The sequence below is a fragment of the Bacillus subtilis subsp. subtilis str. 168 genome (assembly GCF_000009045.1).
GTDB lineage: Bacteria > Bacillota > Bacilli > Bacillales > Bacillaceae > Bacillus > Bacillus subtilis.
This window is the reverse complement of record NC_000964.3, coordinates 4,004,177-4,022,877: the sequence shown is the minus strand read 5'-3', so window position 1 is coordinate 4,022,877 and position 18,701 is coordinate 4,004,177. Positions and strand designations below refer to the sequence as shown.

Sequence of the window (18,701 nt, the reverse complement as noted above, 5' to 3'; positions counted from 1 at the left end):
GAGTTTTAAGCAGTTGAAGATAAAGCTTGTATCGATAAGCGATACAAGCTTTTTTAGAACAAATCTAAACATGAACGACAACGAAAACAAGAGAATGATGAATCAATTTAAAAGAAGTTGAGAAATTGACAGCGGAGGGAATGCGGCTCATGCAAAAAAGATTGATCGAAAAACTCGCCGAGAATAAAAGACGTTTATTGATGAGCGAAATCAAAGAAAAACTAGTCCCTTGTGCAGAAAGAGGCTTCACTTATCGTTTTGCTGATCTGGCGCAAAGCAGGCAATTGCTTGAGCTGGTTTTATCAAATTCAATACCAGCCAACACCCGTGAGGTTGATGCCCTCGAAAAAACGGAAGCGAAACAGCTGATCTGGAAAATATCTCAGTCATATGTTGCTTACGATGACCGGGACGTTCTGCTGTTTCATCAATACAGCAGCGAAATTGGTGCGTTAGTTTGTTCTTTTGGAAAATGTCTCGAGCACCTTGACTGCTTATTGGAGTGTATTGAGTTCGATGAAGGGATTCTCAATCATAGTTTTATTTTGGTTGAGCCTAAGTGCCAGTTTGGTTTATGTATATTGCACACGGAATACGGATGTGAGCTTGTTTATTGGTAGATTGGAAACCTTTTGGAACATATCTTTTACGGAAAAAGCTTCAATATCTAAATATCAGTACGGTGCTTTGCATACTAATAAAAAATCATTTAGTACTTGAATACGTGGTGATCAAATTGAGCGAGACAAATCTAATAGAATGCATAAATAAAATCAAAAGTGTCTTAAATGGACAAACAACAAGAGAAGAAGTGTCGGATTGGGCTGGAACTTATGTTTATGCGGATGACCCCGAAGTAGAAGACGATAGAGTCTGGGATATGTTAATCCTTCTAAGTGGGATTGATTTGAAAGATTCATCAGAAACTTATTTGCATTCAACAGATGATTTAAATGATTGGATCAAACAATATACGGAGTAATTTGTTTTCTGCTTGGTGGCAAGGCGTTATTGTTTAAAAAGAGGCAGGGGATGACAATGTATCAAACGATTAATGAATGGGTTGATTATATAGATAAGGGGTGCAGTGTCCTTCATTTAGATTTTAATGTGTTTAAAAAAGAACTCTCACTTGATATTAAGGTTTTTGAAGATGAAGGTGAATATACGCATAAAATTTCATTTCAAAATGTGGCATCCGCTTATTATAGTGCAGATGTTGGCGACATGAGATTGGAAAAAATAGATCCGGAAGAATACAATTGGCAAGTATTTGAGATGAGTTATCATCCAGAAGGAATCGGGAATCTATCAAATTCTATAATTCCGGAGTATCAATCAAATGCTAACTTTCTTATTGACATGAACAGAATGCTGATTGCTATAGAAGCTGAAACAGTTCGCTTTGATGATCAATCGTTTTATGCATACCAATTAAACACTAAATGATTTAAGGCTGAATTGGAAAGTAGATTTATCCCAAAACGATTAATGAAACTAGGTTGTCCGTTACTAATAGCTAATAAATGGTTTATTCTTATCATTTCATTTCGAACCTAGGAGCATAACCAATGAAAAAATTAAAATTGAATAAAATCATCAACGAGAACACCCAAGATTGTTTTTTCCATGCTGATCCACAGGGGCGTGTCTACATTGGAAAAGGGTTGAAAGGTGGTATCACCATTACAATCTATGATCCTTCCGGTGATGTTCGGGATTTTAGAGTGAAAGAGCAGATTTCATACAGTGATATTCTGCTCTTTCAACAATGTGCAGATGGCTATGTCTTCGTTTATTACGAATCGTACGAGCCGAAGGTAAAGGTTTTTTCAGAAGAGGGAAGGGTGAAAAGTGTTTTTCACTTGCCTTCAGGGGTTTCCTGCTGTCTTTTGGATTAGAAACAACAGCTTTGGGTCGGTTTATGTGATGAAGGGATTTATCATGATGAGAATCCCAACGGCCATAGTGTGTGGTGTTTTACGTTAGATGGTCAGCAGAAGGAAATACACATTGATAGAAAGCTTGAAGAAATGGATGCGCCTGCTGTAGATGATTGTTATGGACTTGCAGAAAAAAACGGCTTGATTTATATGCTGTATTACGGAGATGCAGTCATTGCCGCATTTGATGAAACGGTCGTGAGACGGGTGTGGATTCTGTCGGATAAAGAGCCGGACTCAGAAGCATTTGATCAGCTCGCGATATCCGAAGAAGGTTTTTTGGTTGGGACGTTCAATTGTTACAGTGCAGACCTTAAGTCGTCTCTTTATTTGATTTCTGCCGATGTGAGTCAAGAGATGGAAGAGATAACATGCTGTGATTCGAACGGTGAAGGCCTAGATGTTCAACAGCTGAAACTGACAAGTTACGCTGTTTACGCAGTGGCCTCTTCTGGTGTTTATAAGCAGGATATCCAATAAGGTGTAGGGATGAGATTATGATGAATTGGCGCGCTTTAAGTCAGACAAAACAAGACCGCATCTGGTCAGAAGTGAACAAGATCATAAAATGGAAGCCCGGAAGCAGATGTCATCACATCATCCCGCCTGATCCATATCGAGTGTTTGATATCTCAAGCGCGATGAGCAGTAAAGCTGGTCATAATGATGTGAGCGGAGTGCTAAGTGATTTAGAGACTTCTATTTTAAAAGCATTTCAATTAGGTACTGGAAAGAACGATGTAATGTACGCACTAGATTGGCAGCATGACGGATATACCTTTAGTCCTCATCAGGCAATGCCTAAGGATGAATTTGGCGAATGGCCTGTTCCCGTATTTCCAAATGGAGACTATTATTTCTTTTTTCATCAGGACTTCTCCTGGGGACTTTTGGGAGACCCGTGGAAATGTGCAATCACTGTGTTTGGTGAAGAGCTGTTGGAGGCGATAGATAATGATCCGCCTATTCTGTTTCGAAATAAATGAGATTATTGCGGAAGGGAGAGGATCAACGTGCTTCAAAAACTGAGAAAAAGACAGCGAGAGCTTGAAGAAAAGCAGTACCCTGATGAATTGTACGGCTTTGAAGCGGAAATCTATGAGTTTTTTATGCTTGTTGCTGGCAGTTTGGATTATGTGCTGGCGAATAAAAGGATACCCCGGCATCAGCGGCGTTCGTTGGAGAAAAGCTTTTTTGAGCTGTATCCTGACATACTTCCGGATATGATCAAAAACGATAAGGATCTGTATCATCACATTCTCTTGTATGAACAAGTCAGACAAGAGATTTGCGTTGCGCTATCCAACTGATAAGGGGAAGATTTTATGGAAATAACCTCTATAAGCAGTATTGGCAATTTGGACATGATCGAGCTTAAGCCTGACCAAACCGTTATGGCATGCGAACTTGAAGATGCAGAGTCGTTTTATCGTTTTTGGGCAGGGCTTGCCTACGATCGAATCATGATACAGGTAATAACGACTGGTTCATTTATAGAAGACCTGTCCGAGTATTTTGAAGGTCATGCTTACAAGGTGACGAAGCTGGCCAAAAGGGAATTCCATTTCCAATCCATATTACAGGAAGCAGACCGGGATATTGCAGATTTTCTCTTTCTGCTAGCTTCCATCAATGATGATGTTTTTCTGATCACTGATCCTCAACCGGATAAAAGCTATTTTTCAGAAGGGAAGCTCCAATGCCTAACGGACTCAGGCGAACGGATCATATGGTTTGAATACGATGCTGTGGACATTTATATGATTGGCGGTGAATCATATAAATAGAGGGAATTCATTTGAATATCACACAATACGAGAAATTGAAACAGCATCTTTCTGATGAGGATACAGGTCCATTTACATTAAACGAGTTTTCTTTCTATATGAAAGAAGATGATCGTTATATTCATATTCCTGTGTTTGAATGAAAACGATCTGCTCAAACCTGTGACATTCAATTGCGGTTTGAAAACATTAGTGCATCAAAGCTGGATGACCTTGAATCCATCGATTCGGTTGCATTGGAGATTGTACCGACTGACGATCAATGGGAAAGACTCCGTTATTATGTGTATGACGAAGAAAACCAAATAAGCTTCTATTGCGGAGGTTGGGATGTGATCAAGTGTGACAAGAAGTCACACTGATTTTCCCCTTCTTGAGACTCTCCCCTCATTTTTATTCCTCAACGCAATTTTTTTCTTAATTCAGTCATCATAAAGAAACAATCACCGAGTATGCATTAATGTATTCGTTTTCATAGAGGGGGAGTCTTGATGAAAAAATGGATGGCAGCGGTTTTTGTGATGATGCTGATGCTGTGTTTTGGCGGGATTGAGAATGTGAAGGCGGCGGAGCCGAAGGTGTATCAGTTTGACTTTGGAAGCGGTTCGATGGAGCCTGGTTATATTGGTGTCAGGGCGTCTGATCGGTATGACCGGTCAAAGGGCTACGGTTTTCAAACACCGGAGAATATGAGGGATGTGGCGGCATCCGGGGCTGGTGTGAAGAGTGATGCGGTTCAGTTTTTAGCGTATGGGACGAAAAGCAATAACACGTTTAATGTTGATCTCCCGAATGGCCTTTATGAGGTGAAGGTGACGCTTGGCAATACGGCAAGGGCCAGTGTGGCAGCGGAGGGCGTGTTTCAGGTCATCAATATGACAGGGGATGGCGCGGAGGATACGTTCCAAATTCCCGTCACCGACGGGCAGCTGAATCTGCTGGTGACAGAGGGAAAGGCAGGCACCGCTTTTACGCTCAGCGCCTTGAAAATAAAGAAATTGTCTGATCAGCCGGTAACGAATCGAACCATTTATGTCGGCGGCGACTCGACGGTGTGCAATTATTATCCGCTCAACAGCAGCAAGCAGGCGGGCTGGGGGCAGATGCTGCCTCACTATATCGATAAACACACCTTTCAAGTGAGAAACATGGCGTCTGGCGGGCAGATCGCGAGAGGGTTCAGAAATGATGGACAGCTTGAGGCGATTCTGAAGTATATTAAACCCGGAGATTATTTTATGTTGCAGCTTGGCATTAATGACACAAATCCGAAGCATAAAGAATCTGAAGCGGAGTTTAAAGAGGTGATGCGTGATATGATTCGTCAGGTAAAAGCGAAAGGAGCGGACGTCATCCTATCAACGCCTCAGGGCCGGGCAACCGATTTTACTTCTGAAGGCATCCATTCGTCTGTAAACAGATGGTACAGGGCCTCTATTTTAGCTTTGGCCGAAGAGGAAAAAACATATCTCATTGACTTAAATGTCCTCAGCTCGGCATACTTTACATCGATCGGTCCGGAAAGAACACTCGGGCTTTATATGGATGGAGATACGCTGCACCCGAATCGCGCGGGGGCCGACGCACTGGCGCGATTGGCTGTTCAGGAGCTAAAACGCCAGGGAATCGCTGGCTTTTAATACATCATTTTTCGACAAAACACATATGCCTTGGTCAATTAGAGTATAATGAGAACATCTGCAAGAGACAGGAGTTTATACATGAGTCATTTTAAAAACTATCAAATCAGTCATGACATTTTACGAGCATTGGAAGGACTGGGATATACAGAACCGACCAAGGTGCAGCAGAGTGTGATCCCCGCTGCCCTTGAACGAAAGGATCTTGTCGTCAAATCACAGACAGGAAGCGGGAAAACGGCTTCGTTCGGGATTCCTCTCTGTGAGCTGGCGAATTGGGATGAAAACAAGCCGCAGGCGCTTATTTTAACACCGACCCGTGAGCTTGCGGTGCAAGTAAAGGAAGATATCACGAACATCGGACGATTTAAACGGATCAAAGCGACAGCCGTATTTGGAAAATCCTCCTTTGATAAACAAAAAGCTGAGCTTAAGCAAAAAAGCCACATTGTTGTCGGCACGCCGGGACGTGTTCTGGATCATATCGAAAAAGGCACGCTGCCGTTGGATCGTCTCTCTTATTTGGTCATTGATGAAGCGGATGAGATGCTGAATATGGGCTTCATTGAGCAGGTGGAGGCGATTATCAAGCATCTGCCGACTGAGCGTACGACGATGCTGTTTTCAGCGACGCTTCCGCAGGATATCGAGAAGCTGAGCCGTCAATATATGCAAAACCCCGAGCATATCGAGGTCAAAGCGGCCGGCCTAACCACAAGAAATATTGAACATGCGGTGATTCAAGTAAGAGAAGAGAATAAGTTTTCATTGCTGAAAGATGTGCTGATGACGGAGAATCCCGACAGCTGCATCATTTTCTGCCGAACGAAGGAGCACGTCAATCAGCTGACCGATGAATTGGATGACTTGGGATATCCATGCGATAAAATTCACGGCGGAATGATTCAGGAAGACCGATTCGACGTCATGAATGAATTTAAACGTGGCGAGTACCGTTACTTAGTGGCGACGGATGTCGCCGCGCGCGGGATTGATATTGAAAATATCTCCCTTGTCATCAACTATGATCTGCCGCTTGAAAAAGAAAGCTATGTCCACCGCACGGGCCGAACGGGACGCGCAGGGAACAAAGGAAAGGCCATTTCGTTTGTCACGGCCTTCGAAAAACGGTTTTTAGCCGACATTGAAGAATATATCGGATTTGAAATCCAAAAAATAGAAGCACCTTCTCAAGAGGAAGTGGCAAGGAAGAAACCAGAATTTCTAGCTAAACTGAATGACCGTCCGGAAAGCAAAAAGGACAAAAGCGAAGAGCTGAATAAAGACATTATGAAGCTGTATTTTAACGGCGGAAAGAAAAAGAAAATCAGAGCCGTTGATTTTGTAGGAACGATTGCCAAAATTGACGGTGTGTCAGCTGACGACATCGGCATCATCACGATCATGGATAACGCCTCATACGTTGAGATTTTAAATGGTAAAGGCCCTCATGTTCTCAAAGTGATGAAGAACACAACCGTCAAAGGGAAACAGCTGAAGGTGAATAAAGCGAATAAATGATGAATGACCTGCTCCCAGTTAAAGGGGCAGGTCATTTTGCTGCTGGCTGACATCTGTGCTGGTTTCCTCGGGAACAAAGGCAAGAATCACAATACCAATCACAAACAAAATGATCAGGCTGAACACCGCAGTCGAGGATTTACCGGTCAGCTGGGCGGTAACGGCAATGAGCAGCGGCCCCATAATTGAGGCGAATTTTCCAAAAATGTTGTAGAAGCCAAAGAATTCATTGGCGTGGCGCTTTGGCACAAGCTTGGCGAAATAGGAACGGCTTAGGGCTTGAATACCGCCTTGCGAGGTGGCGACAAGCATAGCCAGTATCCAGAAATCAAGCGTTGTCTCCATAAAATAGGCATACACGCAGACGATCATATAAATGACGATCCCGACGTACAGCATGGTCTTCCCCGTGAAGCGTTCTGCCAGTTTTCCGTATATAATCGAAAACGGCGCGGCGACTACCTGGGTGACAAATAGGATGATCAGAAGGCTTGAGGAGCCGATCCCTAAATCTGATCCATAGGATGTCGACATCGTAATAATCGTGCCGACTCCGTCGATATAAAAGAAATAAGCGAGCAAGAAGAGGAAAAGTGCCCGGTATTGCCTGATCCGTTTCATCGTTTGGCCGAGCCGCTTAAAGCTGTTGATGACAATATGAGGTTCTTTTTTGATGTAATAGCGTTGATGGACATGTTTAATCATTGGGATGGTGAACAGCCCCCACCAGGCAGCCGTTATGAAGAAGGACAGCTGGCTTGCGGCCGATACAGACACTGGAATAGTCTCTGCTTGTGCGAGCAGGATGACAGCAATACTGATGATAAATGGAATCGTGCTTCCAATGTATCCTAAGCCAAAACCCCGTGCCGAGACGAGATTCATCCGCTTCTCAGGCGTGACGTCCACGAGAAAGGCATCATAAAACACATTGGCGCCGGAAAAACCGATAGCCGATACCGTATAAAACAGCAACAATAGCAGCCAATGTTCACTAGGGATAAAGGCGAGCATCGCGGTGCTGGCGACACCGGCTGACACAAAGAAACCGAAGAACTTTTTCTTGCACCCTTCATAGTCGGCGATTGTGCCTAAAATAGGGCCGAGCATCGCAAGAATAAACGTTGAAATCGCAATGGTATAGCCCAGATAGGCAGTCGATTGAGCGGCGCTGACACCGCTTTCCGCAGCTGCTGATTTATAAAATAACGGAAATACCGCGGTGGTCACGACAATTGAGTAAGCTGAATTTGCCCAGTCATATAACACCCAGCTGTTTTCTTGTTTCGTAAAACGTTTCATCATCAGAGCCCCTCTCCGGTAACGATACTTCTATTGTACGAGAAATGGGCCTGAAAAGAATGGAATGCACGTCAATTTTTACAAAATATTTATGTTTTTTCGCTTCAAATCATACTTTTGATTTATTGCTGGGGTTAGGTGCATCTGGTACCATTTAACTATATTTTATGGTATTTTCCAGAAGGGATTCAGCAGAGAGGAGACAGAGCATGAGGCGAATAGGCTTGTGTATAAGCCTGCTGGTCACAGTTCTTGTGATGAGCGCATGCGAAAGTGAAGGTGAGGCTCAGATGTTCGCAGACTGTGATCAAAAGACAGTAAAACAAACCGCAGCCAAACCGATGAGCAGTAAGAAAAAGCAGGATTTCCAAGCCCTCGCAAGCGACAGGCAGCTGGCCATTGTGTTCAGTTCCATGATACAAGTGAGCGAAGCATTTGATTATGGAATCGGCAATCCAGAATACTTCGTGCGAATCAGCATGACTGAAGAAGAAGCAGACATTGCGAAGGAGAATCTCGAATCGATTAAGCTTGAGAACAAATCGCTCAAAAAACAAAACAGCGAGGCGGTTGCCTTGCTTCAAAAAACGCGTAATCAAGATATGAGCCGCATCGAAATTCAGCAGCTGACAGAAAATAGAGCCGGTTTTTTTGAGACCGCAGACAGTATGATCAAACTCATCAACCAAGTCACACCGAAAAACGCGAAGAAGACAAGACAGCAGCTGGATCAGCTGAAAAAACAATATACACAATACAGTGCTGAAAGCATTAAAATCATGAACAGCATTGTCAAAAAGCAGAAAGCTGACAAGGCATCATTTGAACGCCATCTGGAGGCGCTGCTTCAAAAACAGCCCGGGCAGCAGGTACGGAGTGAATTGTACTGACCAGCTTCCGTCTTTCCCTGATGATATTGACCTAGTACAAAAAGAATGTACAATCAAGATATAGTCTGTTCTTAGTAGATTTGGAGGGACATGCCATGAAAATTGCGAAGGTGATCAACAATAATGTGATCAGCGTGGTCAATGAACAGGGGAAAGAATTGGTCGTCATGGGCAGGGGGCTCGCGTTTCAGAAAAAGTCCGGCGATGATGTCGATGAAGCCCGCATTGAGAAAGTGTTCACGCTCGATAACAAGGATGTATCAGAAAAGTTCAAAACCCTTTTGTATGATATACCGATCGAGTGTATGGAAGTATCCGAAGAGATTATCAGCTACGCAAAATTACAGCTCGGCAAAAAGCTCAACGACAGCATCTATGTGTCGCTGACCGACCATATTAACTTTGCCATCCAGCGCAACCAGAAAGGGCTTGATATCAAAAACGCCTTGCTGTGGGAAACAAAACGGCTCTACAAAGACGAATTTGCGATCGGCAAAGAAGCGTTGGTTATGGTAAAAAACAAGACTGGTGTGTCTCTGCCAGAGGATGAAGCAGGCTTTATTGCTCTGCATATTGTAAATGCCGAGCTGAATGAAGAGATGCCCAATATTATCAACATTACAAAAGTCATGCAAGAGATTTTGAGTATTGTAAAATACCATTTTAAGATTGAATTCAACGAAGAATCGCTTCACTATTATCGGTTCGTCACCCACTTAAAGTTTTTCGCGCAGCGTCTATTTAACGGCACTCACATGGAAAGCCAGGACGATTTTTTGCTGGATACAGTGAAAGAAAAGTATCATCGCGCGTATGAATGCACGAAGAAAATCCAAACCTACATTGAGCGGGAGTATGAGCACAAGCTCACAAGTGACGAGCTGCTGTATTTAACCATTCACATAGAAAGGGTAGTTAAACAAGCATAATGAGAGCGCTGACATTTGTGTTTCCTTGTGTTCACTTTTTCTTACATTCACATATGAAAATGGTAGGATTGTTACTGATAAAGCAGGCAAAACCTAAATTGCAATGAGTGCGGATCATCTCTGTCTGTGCTGATGGTAATTTAGGTTTTTATTTTTTTCAGAGGGAAGATGATGATAGTTACAGGATTCAAGTTAGTAAGATTCGATATTATCATTATTTTGACCGATGTTCCCTTTTAAAAGAATCATGTAAGATCAACATAGAAAACGCTTTCAATGAAAGGGGAATGCCAATATGCCTTATCTGAAACGAGTGTTGCTGCTTCTTGTCACTGGATTGTTTATGAGTTTGTTTGCAGTCACTGCTACTGCCTCAGCTCAAACAGGTGGATCGTTTTTTGACCCTTTTAACGGCTATAACTCCGGTTTTTGGCAAAAAGCAGATGGTTATTCGAATGGAAATATGTTCAACTGCACGTGGCGGGCTAATAACGTATCAATGACGTCATTGGGTGAAATGCGTTTAGCGCTAACAAGCCCAGCTTATAACAAGTTTGACTGCGGGGAAAACCGTTCTGTTCAAACATATGGCTATGGACTTTATGAAGTCAGAATGAAACCAGCTAAAAACACAGGGATCGTTTCATCGTTCTTCACTTACACAGGTCCAACAGATGGAACTCCTTGGGATGAGATTGATATCGAATTTTTAGGAAAAGACACAACGAAGGTTCAATTTAACTATTATACAAATGGTGCAGGAAACCATGAGAAGATTGTTGATCTCGGGTTTGATGCAGCCAATGCCTATCATACGTATGCATTCGATTGGCAGCCAAACTCTATTAAATGGTATGTCGACGGGCAATTAAAACATACTGCAACAAACCAAATTCCGACAACACCTGGAAAGATCATGATGAACTTGTGGAATGGCACGGGTGTCGATGAATGGCTTGGCTCCTACAATGGTGTAAATCCGCTATACGCTCATTATGACTGGGTGCGCTATACAAAAAAATAATGCCAAATGTGAAAGAGCCTGCTGCAATATAGCAGGCTCTTATGATTGTAATGAGAAGTTGTTGGCATGAATCTTCTATTCACTCATAATATCCTATTTGATCTTCTCCCCTCTGTAAATCACGTACTCACTCAATGCTACGATCAAGCTCATACATTTAGAAAGAAATAATCCCAATCAAAAGCGCCGCAATGGTCATCACAATCGTTGTTCCCACGGCCCATTTAATAGTGAATTTTTGATGGTCGCCAAAGCTGACGCCTGCCATTCCTACCAATAGATAGGTGGAAGGCACAAGCGGGCTGAGCAGATGCACAGGCTGCCCCAGCAAGGAGGCCCTCCCGATTTCAGCGGCGTCTATTCCGTAAGCGGAAGCGGCTTCGGCGATGATGGGAAGGACACCGAAGTAAAAGGCGTCATTCGACATGAAAAAGGTGAAGGGCATGCTGACGATCGCAGTGATCAACGGCAGGTGCGGGCCCATGGCATCAGGGATGAGTGAAACGAGAGAATGCGCCATGGCATCCACCATTTTTGTGCCGGAGAGAATGCCTGTGAATATGCCCGCAGCAAACACCATTGAGACAACGTTTAACGCATTACCCGCATGCGCCGAGATTCGTTTCTGCTGCTCTTTGACATTTGGATAGTTAACCATCAAGGCAACGGCGAACGCAGTCATAAAAAGAACAGGGAGCGGCAGCAGGCTGGTGATCAGTGCGGCCATCAGAGCGACAGTCAGCAGCAGGTTAAACCATTGAAGAGCGGGACGCTTGAGCGGTGCGGCCTCCGGGTCGGAAGACGGTGCGTGATCAATCGAAATGACGCCGAGCCGCTTCCGCTCTTTCTTTCCGAGGATATAAGCAACGGCGATCACCCAGAGAATGCCGGCGATCATAGCGGGAATCAGCGGTGTAAAGACCTCTGACGTGTCCAATTTTAAGGAAGCCAAAACCCTCGCAGTCGGCCCGCCCCACGGGATAATATTCATAACCCCCGAACCAAGCATCGCTATTCCCGCTAACACCAAACGGTTCATGCCGAGCCGTTTGTAGAGAGGCAGCATCGCTGCAATGGTAATCATATAGGTTGTTGTCCCATCTCCGTCCAGCGAAATGGTCATGGTCAGAACCGCTGTGCCTACGGCGATTTTTAACGGATCTCCTTTGACAAACGATAAGATTTTGGCAATGAGAGGATCAAACAGGCCTGAGTCAATCATAATGCCGAAATACAGGATGGCGAATAACAGCATGATACCGGTAGGGGCGAGGTCTGTAACGCCCTGAATCATCATCTCGCCGAGATCTTTGCCAAATCCGCTGATCAGGGCAAACACAATAGGAACGACAATCAAAGCAATAAGAGCGGAAAGCCGGTTAGACATAATAAGGTACATAAAGACAATCATCATCACAAAACCGAGTATGGCAAGCATGATATGACCTCCCCTATTCAACAGCTTTTTTGGTAAGCGCTTCCATCCTTTCTTTCTGTGAAGAAGGCTTATTTCAAATGTGTATGACCGCATATTTATATGTAGACCAAAAATCCTAATGAGCGGATTAGCAGTTTATATGAAGAACGCCACGGGTAAATGTGCTGTAGAATGTTTCGTTTTAAAAAGGGGGAGCAGACATGAGTGATGACCAAAACAAACGTGTAAATGAACACTCAAAGGACGAGCAGCTTGAGCAGTACAGGACCGATAACAGCGGGAAGAAAATGACGACAAACCAAGGCTTGCGAGTGTCAGAGGATGAGCACTCGTTAAAAGCCGGGGTTCGCGGCCCGACGCTGATGGAGGATTTTCATTTCCGGGAGAAAATGACGCACTTTGACCATGAGAGGATTCCGGAGCGCGTTGTGCATGCGCGCGGATTTGGCGTGCATGGCTTTTTTCAGGTTTACGAACCAATGACGGAATACACACGGGCCAAATTTCTTCAGGACCCTTCGGTGAAGACACCGGTATTTGTCCGTTTTTCTACGGTTGCGGGTTCTAAAGGCTCCGCAGACACGGTGCGGGATGCCAGAGGCTTTGCGACAAAATTTTATACTGAAGAAGGAAACTATGACCTTGTGGGAAATAACATTCCGGTGTTTTTCATTCAGGACGCAATCAAATTTCCGGATTTGGTTCACGCGTTTAAGCCTGAGCCACACAATGAAATGCCTCAGGCTGCGACTGCTCACGATACATTTTGGGATTTTGTCGCCAATAACCCTGAGTCTGCCCACATGGTGATGTGGACGATGTCTGACAGAGGCATCCCGCGCAGCTACAGAATGATGGAAGGCTTCGGCGTTCACACGTTCCGTTTTGTCAATGAACAAGGAAAGGCACGTTTCGTGAAATTTCACTGGAAGCCGGTGCTCGGCGTGCATTCTCTCGTATGGGATGAAGCGCAAAAAATTGCCGGGAAAGATCCAGATTTCCACCGCCGTGACCTGTGGGAAACAATTGAAAACGGCGGCAAGGTTGAATACGAGCTCGGCGTGCAGATGATTGATGAGGAAGATGAATTCAAGTTTGATTTTGATATTCTTGACCCAACTAAGCTGTGGCCGGAAGAGCTTGTGCCGGTGAAGATCATTGGAAAAATGACGCTGAACCGCAATCAGGATAATGTGTTTGCGGAAACAGAACAAGTCGCATTCCACCCGGGAAATGTCGTGCCGGGCATCGATTTTACCAATGACCCGCTATTGCAGGGGCGGCTTTTCTCTTATACGGATACACAGCTCATCCGTCTTGGCGGCCCGAACTTCCATGAGATTCCGATTAACCGGCCGGTCTGTCCATTCCATAACAACCAATACGACGGCTATCACCGGATGACGATCAATAAGGGACCTGTCGCTTATCATAAAAACTCACTGCAAAACAATGATCCGTCGCCTGCGACAGCTGAAGAAGGCGGCTACGTCCACTATCAGGAAAAAGTCGAGGGCAAAAAAATCCGCCAGCGAAGCGACAGCTTCAACGATTATTACTCACAGGCGAAGCTTTTCTGGAACAGCATGTCTCCTGTGGAGAAACAGCACATCATTTCTGCTTTCTGCTTCGAGGTCGGGAAGGTCAAAAGCAAAGACGTACAGCGGCAGGTCGTTGATGTCTTCAGCAATGTCGATGCAGATTTAGCAGAAGAAATCGCCAAAGGAGTAGGCGTGGCGGCGCCCGCGAAGCGTAAAGCATCTAAAGAAATTCTTACTTCGCCTGCGTTAAGCCAAGCCCGTACAGTGAAAACCGCGTCAACAAGAAAAGTCGCTGTACTCGCCGGAAACGGATTTCATGAAAAAGAGCTGCAAACAGTACTGGAAGCCTTAAAGCAAGAAGGAATCACAGTGGATATCATCAGTCAAAATCTGGGGTATATGACAAGCGGCAGCGGACAGCAGCTTGAGGCCAGCGGCACGTTCCTGACGGTTGATTCTGTTCTGTATGATGCCGTCTATGCCGCAGGAGGACTGGAGTTAAAAGACAACAAACAAGCGATGGCGTTTATCAGAGAAGCTTACAATCACTACAAGGCGATCGGTGCGGCAAATGAAGGAATTGACCTTCTTCAATCCTCTGTCGGGACAACAGAGGGGCTAGGCATCGTAACGGCTAAAGATGAACCTGACTACACCGCTTTCAGCAAGGCATTTATCGATGCGGTTGCTGCTCATCGCCATTGGGATAGACGAATTTGATCGGCTCCTGTATCTTTAAGGAAGATACTTTTCATAAGGAGCATGACAAATGAACGAAAAACAGCTCACTGAAGCTTACGAACGCGATGAAAATATGATGATTTTGGTGTTTGCCCAGTGGTGCGTGAACCATGATCTTGATCCGATGGAGCTGTACGCCAAAGCGTATCCGCAGCAAAAGCTGAATGAAAGCTTGAAAAAAACCATGGACGATCTGGTCGTGCCAAAACACGAAGCAGAGCACATTCCGGACCAGACTGTCATTGCGGTATTAGAGATGTTCGGAAATACAGATTTGGCACAAGCCCTTCATGAAGCGATTTCTGGGCGCAAACAGTAAAAAAAGAGACATCCTGTGTCTCTTTTTTTATTGGAAAAATCATGCTGTTAGACCTAGAAACTTCTTTCGATTTAATCAGTCTATAAAAGTGTGTATTGCTTAAATAAGGGAATGATAAACAACGACATCAAAGGAGTAGATTGTATGAAATGGAATAACATGCTGAAAGCCGCGGGCATTGCAGTCTTGCTTTTTTCTGTATTTGCATATGCGGCCCCATCTTTAAAAGCAGTTCAAGCGAAAACACCGACTGTCAGCACCCATACGTACAAAAAGATCAAGGAGTTAACGTATCCACAAGTGCATCACGTCGGGAATGCCGCGTTTGAAAAGAAAATCAATCAAGAGCTGAAAGCCTACATGAACAATCGTATCAGGAATACCTGAAAAACAAAAAAGCAGGCGAACAGCAGGGCTTTAAAACGGGAATATCAAACATCCTTCAGCGTCAAATACAATGCGGCAGGCAAGCTCAGCATTCAAACACTCAATTATATCTATTCAGGGGGCGCCCACGGTCTAACGTCTGTCCAGTCCTTCAACTATGACTTGAAAGCACAAAAGCGGGTGACGCTGGATCAGATTCTGAACACCAAAACAAAAGTCAGCAAAACGAGAGATTACCTATATAGCTATATCAAAAAACACGATGTGCTGTTTTTCTCTGATGTAAAGAAAGAGGATATAACCCTAAACAGAGACACAATGTTTTACTTTACGGCAAACGGGATCGCCATCGTCTTCGGCCAGTATGACTTGGGGCCTTATGCAGCGGGAATCCGGGATGTGCAGGTGCCAGCCTCTATTTATCAATAATGAAAAGAGCCATATCCGAAAAGGGATATGGCTCAATGTTTCTACCACACAAACAGGCCGACAATCGCAGCACTTAATAAAGATACCGCAATTCCGCTGACGAGCAGTTTCCACACGTTTCTCCCGATGACCGTTGACTTTTCTCCGTCAAGGATCGAATTGTACGTGCCGTAAATCATGCCGACAGTACTGAAGTTTGCAAAGGACGTCAGGAATGTCGTCGCCACCGCAACGGTGTGAGGCGGAAGGGATTTGAGATTGTTTTTCAAGTCAAGCATCGCAACAAACTCGTTCGTTGCTAATTTCATGCCCATCAGCTGAGCAACATACATCGCATCGTGCACTGGCAGTCCAAGCAGGAATGCGAACGGACTGAACAGATAAGCAAAAATTGTCTGGATGGTCAGGCCATGTACGAAAACGCCAAGAATGCCATTAACTGCTGACGTTAATGCGACATATCCGATCACCATTGCCAAAATAACGATAACCATGTTCATGCCGACAAGCATACTGTTAGAAATCGTAGAGAAAAAGTCTTTCTTCTCTTCTTTAGGCGGTGTATAGATGATATCTTCATCCTCCGGCACGTGAACAGGATTCAGCAGGTTTGCGATAATCAGCGCGTTTAAGCAGTTCAAAGGAATGGCTGTAAACACGTATGTCGCAGGCACCATTGAAAGATAAGATCCGATAATGGAGCCGCTGATGCTGCTCATGCTCATTAAACCGAATGTGAGCAGGCGGTTGTTGCTTAAAACCGTAAGCTGCTGGCGGATGACCGCAAGTGCTTCGGTATTTCCAAGGAACATCATTTGAATAGAGAAAAAGCTTTCTAATTTCGGCAAGCGGGAAGCCTTTGAAATCACCCATCCGATTTTATCAATCAGCCAAGGCAAAATGCCGAAATACGTTAAAATATCAAAGAATGTGACGATAAAGATAATTGGAAGAAGCGCACTAAAGAAAAAGTCTACTGTTTCATTCGCCATCACTGACGGAAAGGCAAACGCGATACCGTCACTGGCGCAAGCAATCAGCCAAGTGAAGAAATCACCGATTTTACCGATGGCCCAGCTTCCGACTTTTGTTCCCAGCATAAACCAAGTAATCAGCAATTCCAGAACAATTAACGTAATGATCGGGCGCCACTTGATTTTCTTTTTCTGCGGAGAACATAGGAATACAACTGCCATAATCACAATGAGACCGACAAGGTTTAGTAAAAAGTACATGATAGCAACTCCTATGAGGGTTATTATGGAAACAAAAAAAGCTCTTATCCTTCACAAATTCTGGAAGTGCAGAAAGTGTGAAAAATAAGAGCAAACAGAAAAGAACTTGTCCTTTTCAACTCGTTCAAATTTATTCAAACTTTCTTGTAGTCTAGTTTTTTACGGTTACTAGGTAGAAACAATCAGACCATATTACTGATCATATACAAGAATGTCTTTTTCTAAGATGATAGCAGTATTTTATCCTTTCACTTTTTGAAAATCAACCTTTTTAACTATTTTCACAATAATAAAATTTATATTCTAAAATGAGAAAATAAAGGAAAAACATGCTGGATTGCTATGCTGATATGATGTTGGCGGGATACCAGCATGTCAGTACTGATTTTTCTTCACTATAAGGTTCCAGCTCCTGGATATTTGTTGTATGATGGAAACGGGGAAACCCATACAGCAGAAAGGGAGTTTTTTTCATGATTATCCAATTCATTCGTTATAGATAATGACAGGTGTAGACAAACTGCCAGACCTGGCCAATTTTTGAGATAGGCCTAGGTTTATTTGTCTATGCCTTTTTCATTTATCTAAAAATGAATGAATGGGGTGTTTTTTATCATGAAGCGAACAGTTGATTTCAGCATGTTTCGATGCCCGCTCTGCGATTCTTCTATGGATGCGGCATCAGGGAAAAGCTTGATTTGTACAGAACGAGGACATACATTTGATCTATCTCGGCACGGCTACGTGAACTTTCTGACGAAGCCGGTCAAAACCAGTTACGGTGCCGAGCTTTTTGAAGCGAGGAGCAGGCTGATTGGAGAATGTGGTTTTTTTGACCCGCTCCATGATGCGATTGCAGAGCTCATCAGTCATCCCAAATCTGGTCATGAGGCATTCACCATCTTGGACAGCGGTTGCGGTGAGGGTTCTCATTTGAATGCGCTTTGCGGGTTTGATTATGCAGGGAAAGCAGCGATAGGAACCGGCATAGATCTTTCGAAGGACGGGATCTTAAAAGCTTCTAAGGCATTCAAAGATCTGATGTGGGCGGTTGCCGATGTGGCGCGTGCTCCTTTTCATGATCGCCAATTTGATGTTGTTCTGTCTATTTTTTCGCCGTCCAATTATGCAGAGTTTCATAGACTGCTGAAGAATGATGGCATGCTCATAAAAGTAGTGCCGCGAAGCGACTATTTAATAGAATTAAGGCAATTTTTATATACTGATTCACCAAGGCGCACGTATTCCAATACGGCAGCAGTTGAGCGTTTTACAGCAAATGCAGCACACAGCCGTCCTGTCAGGCTGCGCTATGTTAAAACGCTTGACCAGCAGGCGATCCACTGGCTTCTCAAGATGACGCCGCTTGCCTGGTCGGCGCCGAAAGATCGAGTCAGCCTGCTGAAAGAGATGAAATCAGCCGATATTACGGTTGATGTTGATATCCTAATAGGAATGAAATGAATGGTAGAGGAAAGCTCCGAAAAAAGGAGCTTTCCTTTTTTAATCGGAATAGTTGGCCCACGCTTCTCGTACATATGGAAAGGGGACGGAAACAGCCGATGCGGACAGGTT

The 18,701-nt window shown here is 44.1% G+C and carries 20 protein-coding genes, 1 other RNA gene, 3 pseudogenes and 3 other annotated features; of the genes and pseudogenes, 20 read left to right on the top strand and 4 right to left on the bottom strand.

Features of this window, described 5'->3' with window-relative positions; translation table 11 throughout:
* The first annotated feature begins 149 nt into the window (after positions 1–149).
* From yxiF to deaD, 12 genes and pseudogenes are all read left to right on the top strand, one after another.
* Positions 150–620 carry a hypothetical protein gene (gene yxiF, locus BSU_39210; RefSeq protein ID NP_391800.1) on the top strand — a complete coding sequence of 157 codons (471 nt, stop codon included), beginning with the start codon at positions 150–152 and terminating at the stop codon, positions 618–620.
* Complete coding sequence (gene yxzC / locus BSU_39200) at positions 614–982, top strand: putative nucleic acid binding protein (protein NP_391799.1); 369 nt, start codon at positions 614–616, stop codon at positions 980–982. The genes yxiF and yxzC overlap by 7 nt, the downstream gene beginning before the upstream one ends.
* Before the next feature lie 50 nt (positions 983–1,032).
* A complete protein-coding gene (gene yxiG, locus BSU_39190; RefSeq protein ID NP_391798.1) occupies positions 1,033–1,449 on the top strand; it encodes a hypothetical protein in 417 nt (138 codons plus the stop codon).
* Positions 1,450–1,571: 122 nt separating this feature from the next.
* Positions 1,572–1,901, top strand: a complete 330-nt coding sequence (yxiH, locus tag BSU_39180) for a hypothetical protein (RefSeq protein ID NP_391797.1) — start codon at positions 1,572–1,574, stop codon at positions 1,899–1,901.
* 69 nt (positions 1,902–1,970) lie between these two features.
* On the top strand, positions 1,971–2,423 hold the full coding sequence (yxzG, locus tag BSU_39170) for a putative nucleic acid binding protein (RefSeq protein ID NP_391796.1): 453 nt from the start codon (positions 1,971–1,973) through the stop codon (positions 2,421–2,423).
* A gap of 17 nt (positions 2,424–2,440) precedes the next feature.
* A complete protein-coding gene (gene yxiI / locus BSU_39160) occupies positions 2,441–2,929 on the top strand; it encodes a hypothetical protein (protein ID NP_391795.1) in 489 nt (162 codons plus the stop codon).
* Positions 2,930–2,956: 27 nt separating this feature from the next.
* On the top strand, positions 2,957–3,253 hold the full coding sequence (gene yxiJ / locus BSU_39150) for a hypothetical protein (RefSeq protein ID NP_391794.1): 297 nt from the start codon (positions 2,957–2,959) through the stop codon (positions 3,251–3,253).
* Positions 3,254–3,268: 15 nt separating this feature from the next.
* Entirely contained in the window at positions 3,269–3,730 is a 462-nt protein-coding gene (gene yxiK, locus BSU_39140) for a hypothetical protein (RefSeq protein ID NP_391793.1), read from the top strand.
* An 11-nt stretch (positions 3,731–3,741) separates the two neighbouring features.
* Entirely contained in the window at positions 3,742–3,873 is a 132-nt protein-coding gene (gene yxzJ, locus BSU_39139; protein YP_003097796.1) for a hypothetical protein, read from the top strand.
* 30 nt (positions 3,874–3,903) lie between these two features.
* Positions 3,904–4,092, top strand: a sequence feature (Evidence 5: Unknown function).
* A pseudogene (gene yxzI, locus BSU_39129) lies at positions 3,904–4,092 on the top strand. (Overlaps the previous feature by 189 nt.)
* Before the next feature lie 129 nt (positions 4,093–4,221).
* On the top strand, positions 4,222–5,370 hold the full coding sequence (gene yxiM / locus BSU_39120; RefSeq protein ID NP_391791.2) for an esterase (lipoprotein): 1,149 nt from the start codon (positions 4,222–4,224) through the stop codon (positions 5,368–5,370).
* 81 nt (positions 5,371–5,451) lie between these two features.
* Positions 5,452–6,891: an ATP-dependent RNA helicase for 23S ribosomal RNA maturation gene (gene deaD / locus BSU_39110; RefSeq protein NP_391790.2), complete on the top strand. Its 1,440-nt coding sequence runs from the start codon at positions 5,452–5,454 to the stop codon at positions 6,889–6,891.
* Between the two features lie 18 nt (positions 6,892–6,909).
* On the opposite strand, the gene yxiO is transcribed toward deaD, so the two are convergent.
* Complete coding sequence (gene yxiO / locus BSU_39100) at positions 6,910–8,196, bottom strand: putative efflux transporter (RefSeq protein NP_391789.1); 1,287 nt, start codon at positions 8,194–8,196, stop codon at positions 6,910–6,912.
* A gap of 206 nt (positions 8,197–8,402) precedes the next feature.
* On the opposite strand from yxiO, the gene yxiP reads away from it, so the two are divergent.
* From yxiP to bglS, 3 genes are all read left to right on the top strand, one after another.
* Positions 8,403–9,083 carry a putative lipoprotein gene (yxiP, locus tag BSU_39090; protein ID NP_391788.1) on the top strand — a complete coding sequence of 227 codons (681 nt, stop codon included), beginning with the start codon at positions 8,403–8,405 and terminating at the stop codon, positions 9,081–9,083.
* A 95-nt stretch (positions 9,084–9,178) separates the two neighbouring features.
* Positions 9,179–10,012, top strand: coding sequence for a transcriptional antiterminator (BglG family) (gene licT, locus BSU_39080; protein NP_391787.2), 834 nt, complete (start codon positions 9,179–9,181; stop codon positions 10,010–10,012).
* Between the two features lie 295 nt (positions 10,013–10,307).
* Complete coding sequence (gene bglS, locus BSU_39070) at positions 10,308–11,036, top strand: endo-beta-1,3-1,4 glucanase (protein NP_391786.1); 729 nt, start codon at positions 10,308–10,310, stop codon at positions 11,034–11,036.
* 157 nt (positions 11,037–11,193) lie between these two features.
* On the opposite strand, the gene citH is transcribed toward bglS, so the two are convergent.
* On the bottom strand, positions 11,194–12,474 hold the full coding sequence (citH, locus tag BSU_39060) for a secondary transporter of divalent metal ions/citrate complexes (protein NP_391785.2): 1,281 nt from the start codon (positions 12,472–12,474) through the stop codon (positions 11,194–11,196).
* A 200-nt stretch (positions 12,475–12,674) separates the two neighbouring features.
* On the opposite strand from citH, the gene katE reads away from it, so the two are divergent.
* The 4 genes and pseudogenes from katE (at position 12,675) to yxiTc (ending at position 15,891) form a co-directional block, all read left to right on the top strand.
* A complete protein-coding gene (gene katE / locus BSU_39050) occupies positions 12,675–14,735 on the top strand; it encodes a catalase 2 (protein NP_391784.2) in 2,061 nt (686 codons plus the stop codon).
* A 49-nt stretch (positions 14,736–14,784) separates the two neighbouring features.
* Positions 14,785–15,075 carry a hypothetical protein gene (yxiS, locus tag BSU_39040; RefSeq protein NP_391783.2) on the top strand — a complete coding sequence of 97 codons (291 nt, stop codon included), beginning with the start codon at positions 14,785–14,787 and terminating at the stop codon, positions 15,073–15,075.
* Positions 15,076–15,219: 144 nt separating this feature from the next.
* Positions 15,220–15,462 (top strand) — a sequence feature (Evidence 4: Unknown function but conserved in other organisms).
* Positions 15,220–15,462, top strand: a pseudogene (gene yxiTn / locus BSU_39030). Its footprint overlaps the feature before it by 243 nt.
* Positions 15,463–15,891 (top strand) — a sequence feature (Evidence 4: Unknown function but conserved in other organisms).
* A pseudogene (yxiTc, locus tag BSU_39029) lies at positions 15,463–15,891 on the top strand. (Overlaps the previous feature by 429 nt.)
* A 41-nt stretch (positions 15,892–15,932) precedes the next feature.
* On the opposite strand, the gene nupG reads toward yxiTc, so the two are convergent.
* Together nupG and gswB are read right to left on the bottom strand one after the other, a co-directional pair.
* The gene (gene nupG / locus BSU_39020) at positions 15,933–17,126 is read right to left on the bottom strand and encodes a purine nucleoside transporter (RefSeq protein ID NP_391781.2); all 1,194 of its coding nucleotides are present in this window, start codon (positions 17,124–17,126) and stop codon (positions 15,933–15,935) included.
* Between the two features lie 126 nt (positions 17,127–17,252).
* Positions 17,253–17,355: guanine riboswitch (gene gswB, locus BSU_misc_RNA_63), an RNA gene on the bottom strand.
* Positions 17,356–17,741: 386 nt separating this feature from the next.
* Between gswB and rlmA the strand changes: the two genes are divergently transcribed.
* On the top strand, positions 17,742–18,590 hold the full coding sequence (gene rlmA, locus BSU_39010; protein NP_391780.1) for a 23S rRNA m(1)G748 methyltransferase (class II): 849 nt from the start codon (positions 17,742–17,744) through the stop codon (positions 18,588–18,590).
* Positions 18,591–18,701 lie beyond the last annotated feature (111 nt).

Bases quoted from the DNA above. Each gene is read 5' to 3' on its own strand.
- yxiF (NP_391800.1), top strand. From the start codon at position 150: ATGCAAAAAAGATTGATCGAAAAACTCGCCGAGAATAAAAGACGTTTA.
- yxiG (NP_391798.1), top strand. From the start codon at position 1,033: ATGACAATGTATCAAACGATTAATGAATGGGTTGATTATATAGATAAG.
- yxiH (NP_391797.1), top strand. From the start codon at position 1,572: ATGAAAAAATTAAAATTGAATAAAATCATCAACGAGAACACCCAAGAT.
- yxiI (NP_391795.1), top strand. From the start codon at position 2,441: ATGATGAATTGGCGCGCTTTAAGTCAGACAAAACAAGACCGCATCTGG.
- yxiK (NP_391793.1), top strand. From the start codon at position 3,269: ATGGAAATAACCTCTATAAGCAGTATTGGCAATTTGGACATGATCGAG.
- yxiM (NP_391791.2), top strand. From the start codon at position 4,222: ATGAAAAAATGGATGGCAGCGGTTTTTGTGATGATGCTGATGCTGTGT.
- deaD (NP_391790.2), top strand. From the start codon at position 5,452: ATGAGTCATTTTAAAAACTATCAAATCAGTCATGACATTTTACGAGCA.
- yxiO (NP_391789.1), bottom strand. From the start codon at position 8,196: ATGATGAAACGTTTTACGAAACAAGAAAACAGCTGGGTGTTATATGAC.
- yxiP (NP_391788.1), top strand. From the start codon at position 8,403: ATGAGGCGAATAGGCTTGTGTATAAGCCTGCTGGTCACAGTTCTTGTG.
- licT (NP_391787.2), top strand. From the start codon at position 9,179: ATGAAAATTGCGAAGGTGATCAACAATAATGTGATCAGCGTGGTCAAT.
- bglS (NP_391786.1), top strand. From the start codon at position 10,308: ATGCCTTATCTGAAACGAGTGTTGCTGCTTCTTGTCACTGGATTGTTT.
- citH (NP_391785.2), bottom strand. From the start codon at position 12,474: ATGCTTGCCATACTCGGTTTTGTGATGATGATTGTCTTTATGTACCTT.
- katE (NP_391784.2), top strand. From the start codon at position 12,675: ATGAGTGATGACCAAAACAAACGTGTAAATGAACACTCAAAGGACGAG.
- yxiS (NP_391783.2), top strand. From the start codon at position 14,785: ATGAACGAAAAACAGCTCACTGAAGCTTACGAACGCGATGAAAATATG.
- nupG (NP_391781.2), bottom strand. From the start codon at position 17,126: ATGTACTTTTTACTAAACCTTGTCGGTCTCATTGTGATTATGGCAGTT.
- rlmA (NP_391780.1), top strand. From the start codon at position 17,742: ATGAAGCGAACAGTTGATTTCAGCATGTTTCGATGCCCGCTCTGCGAT.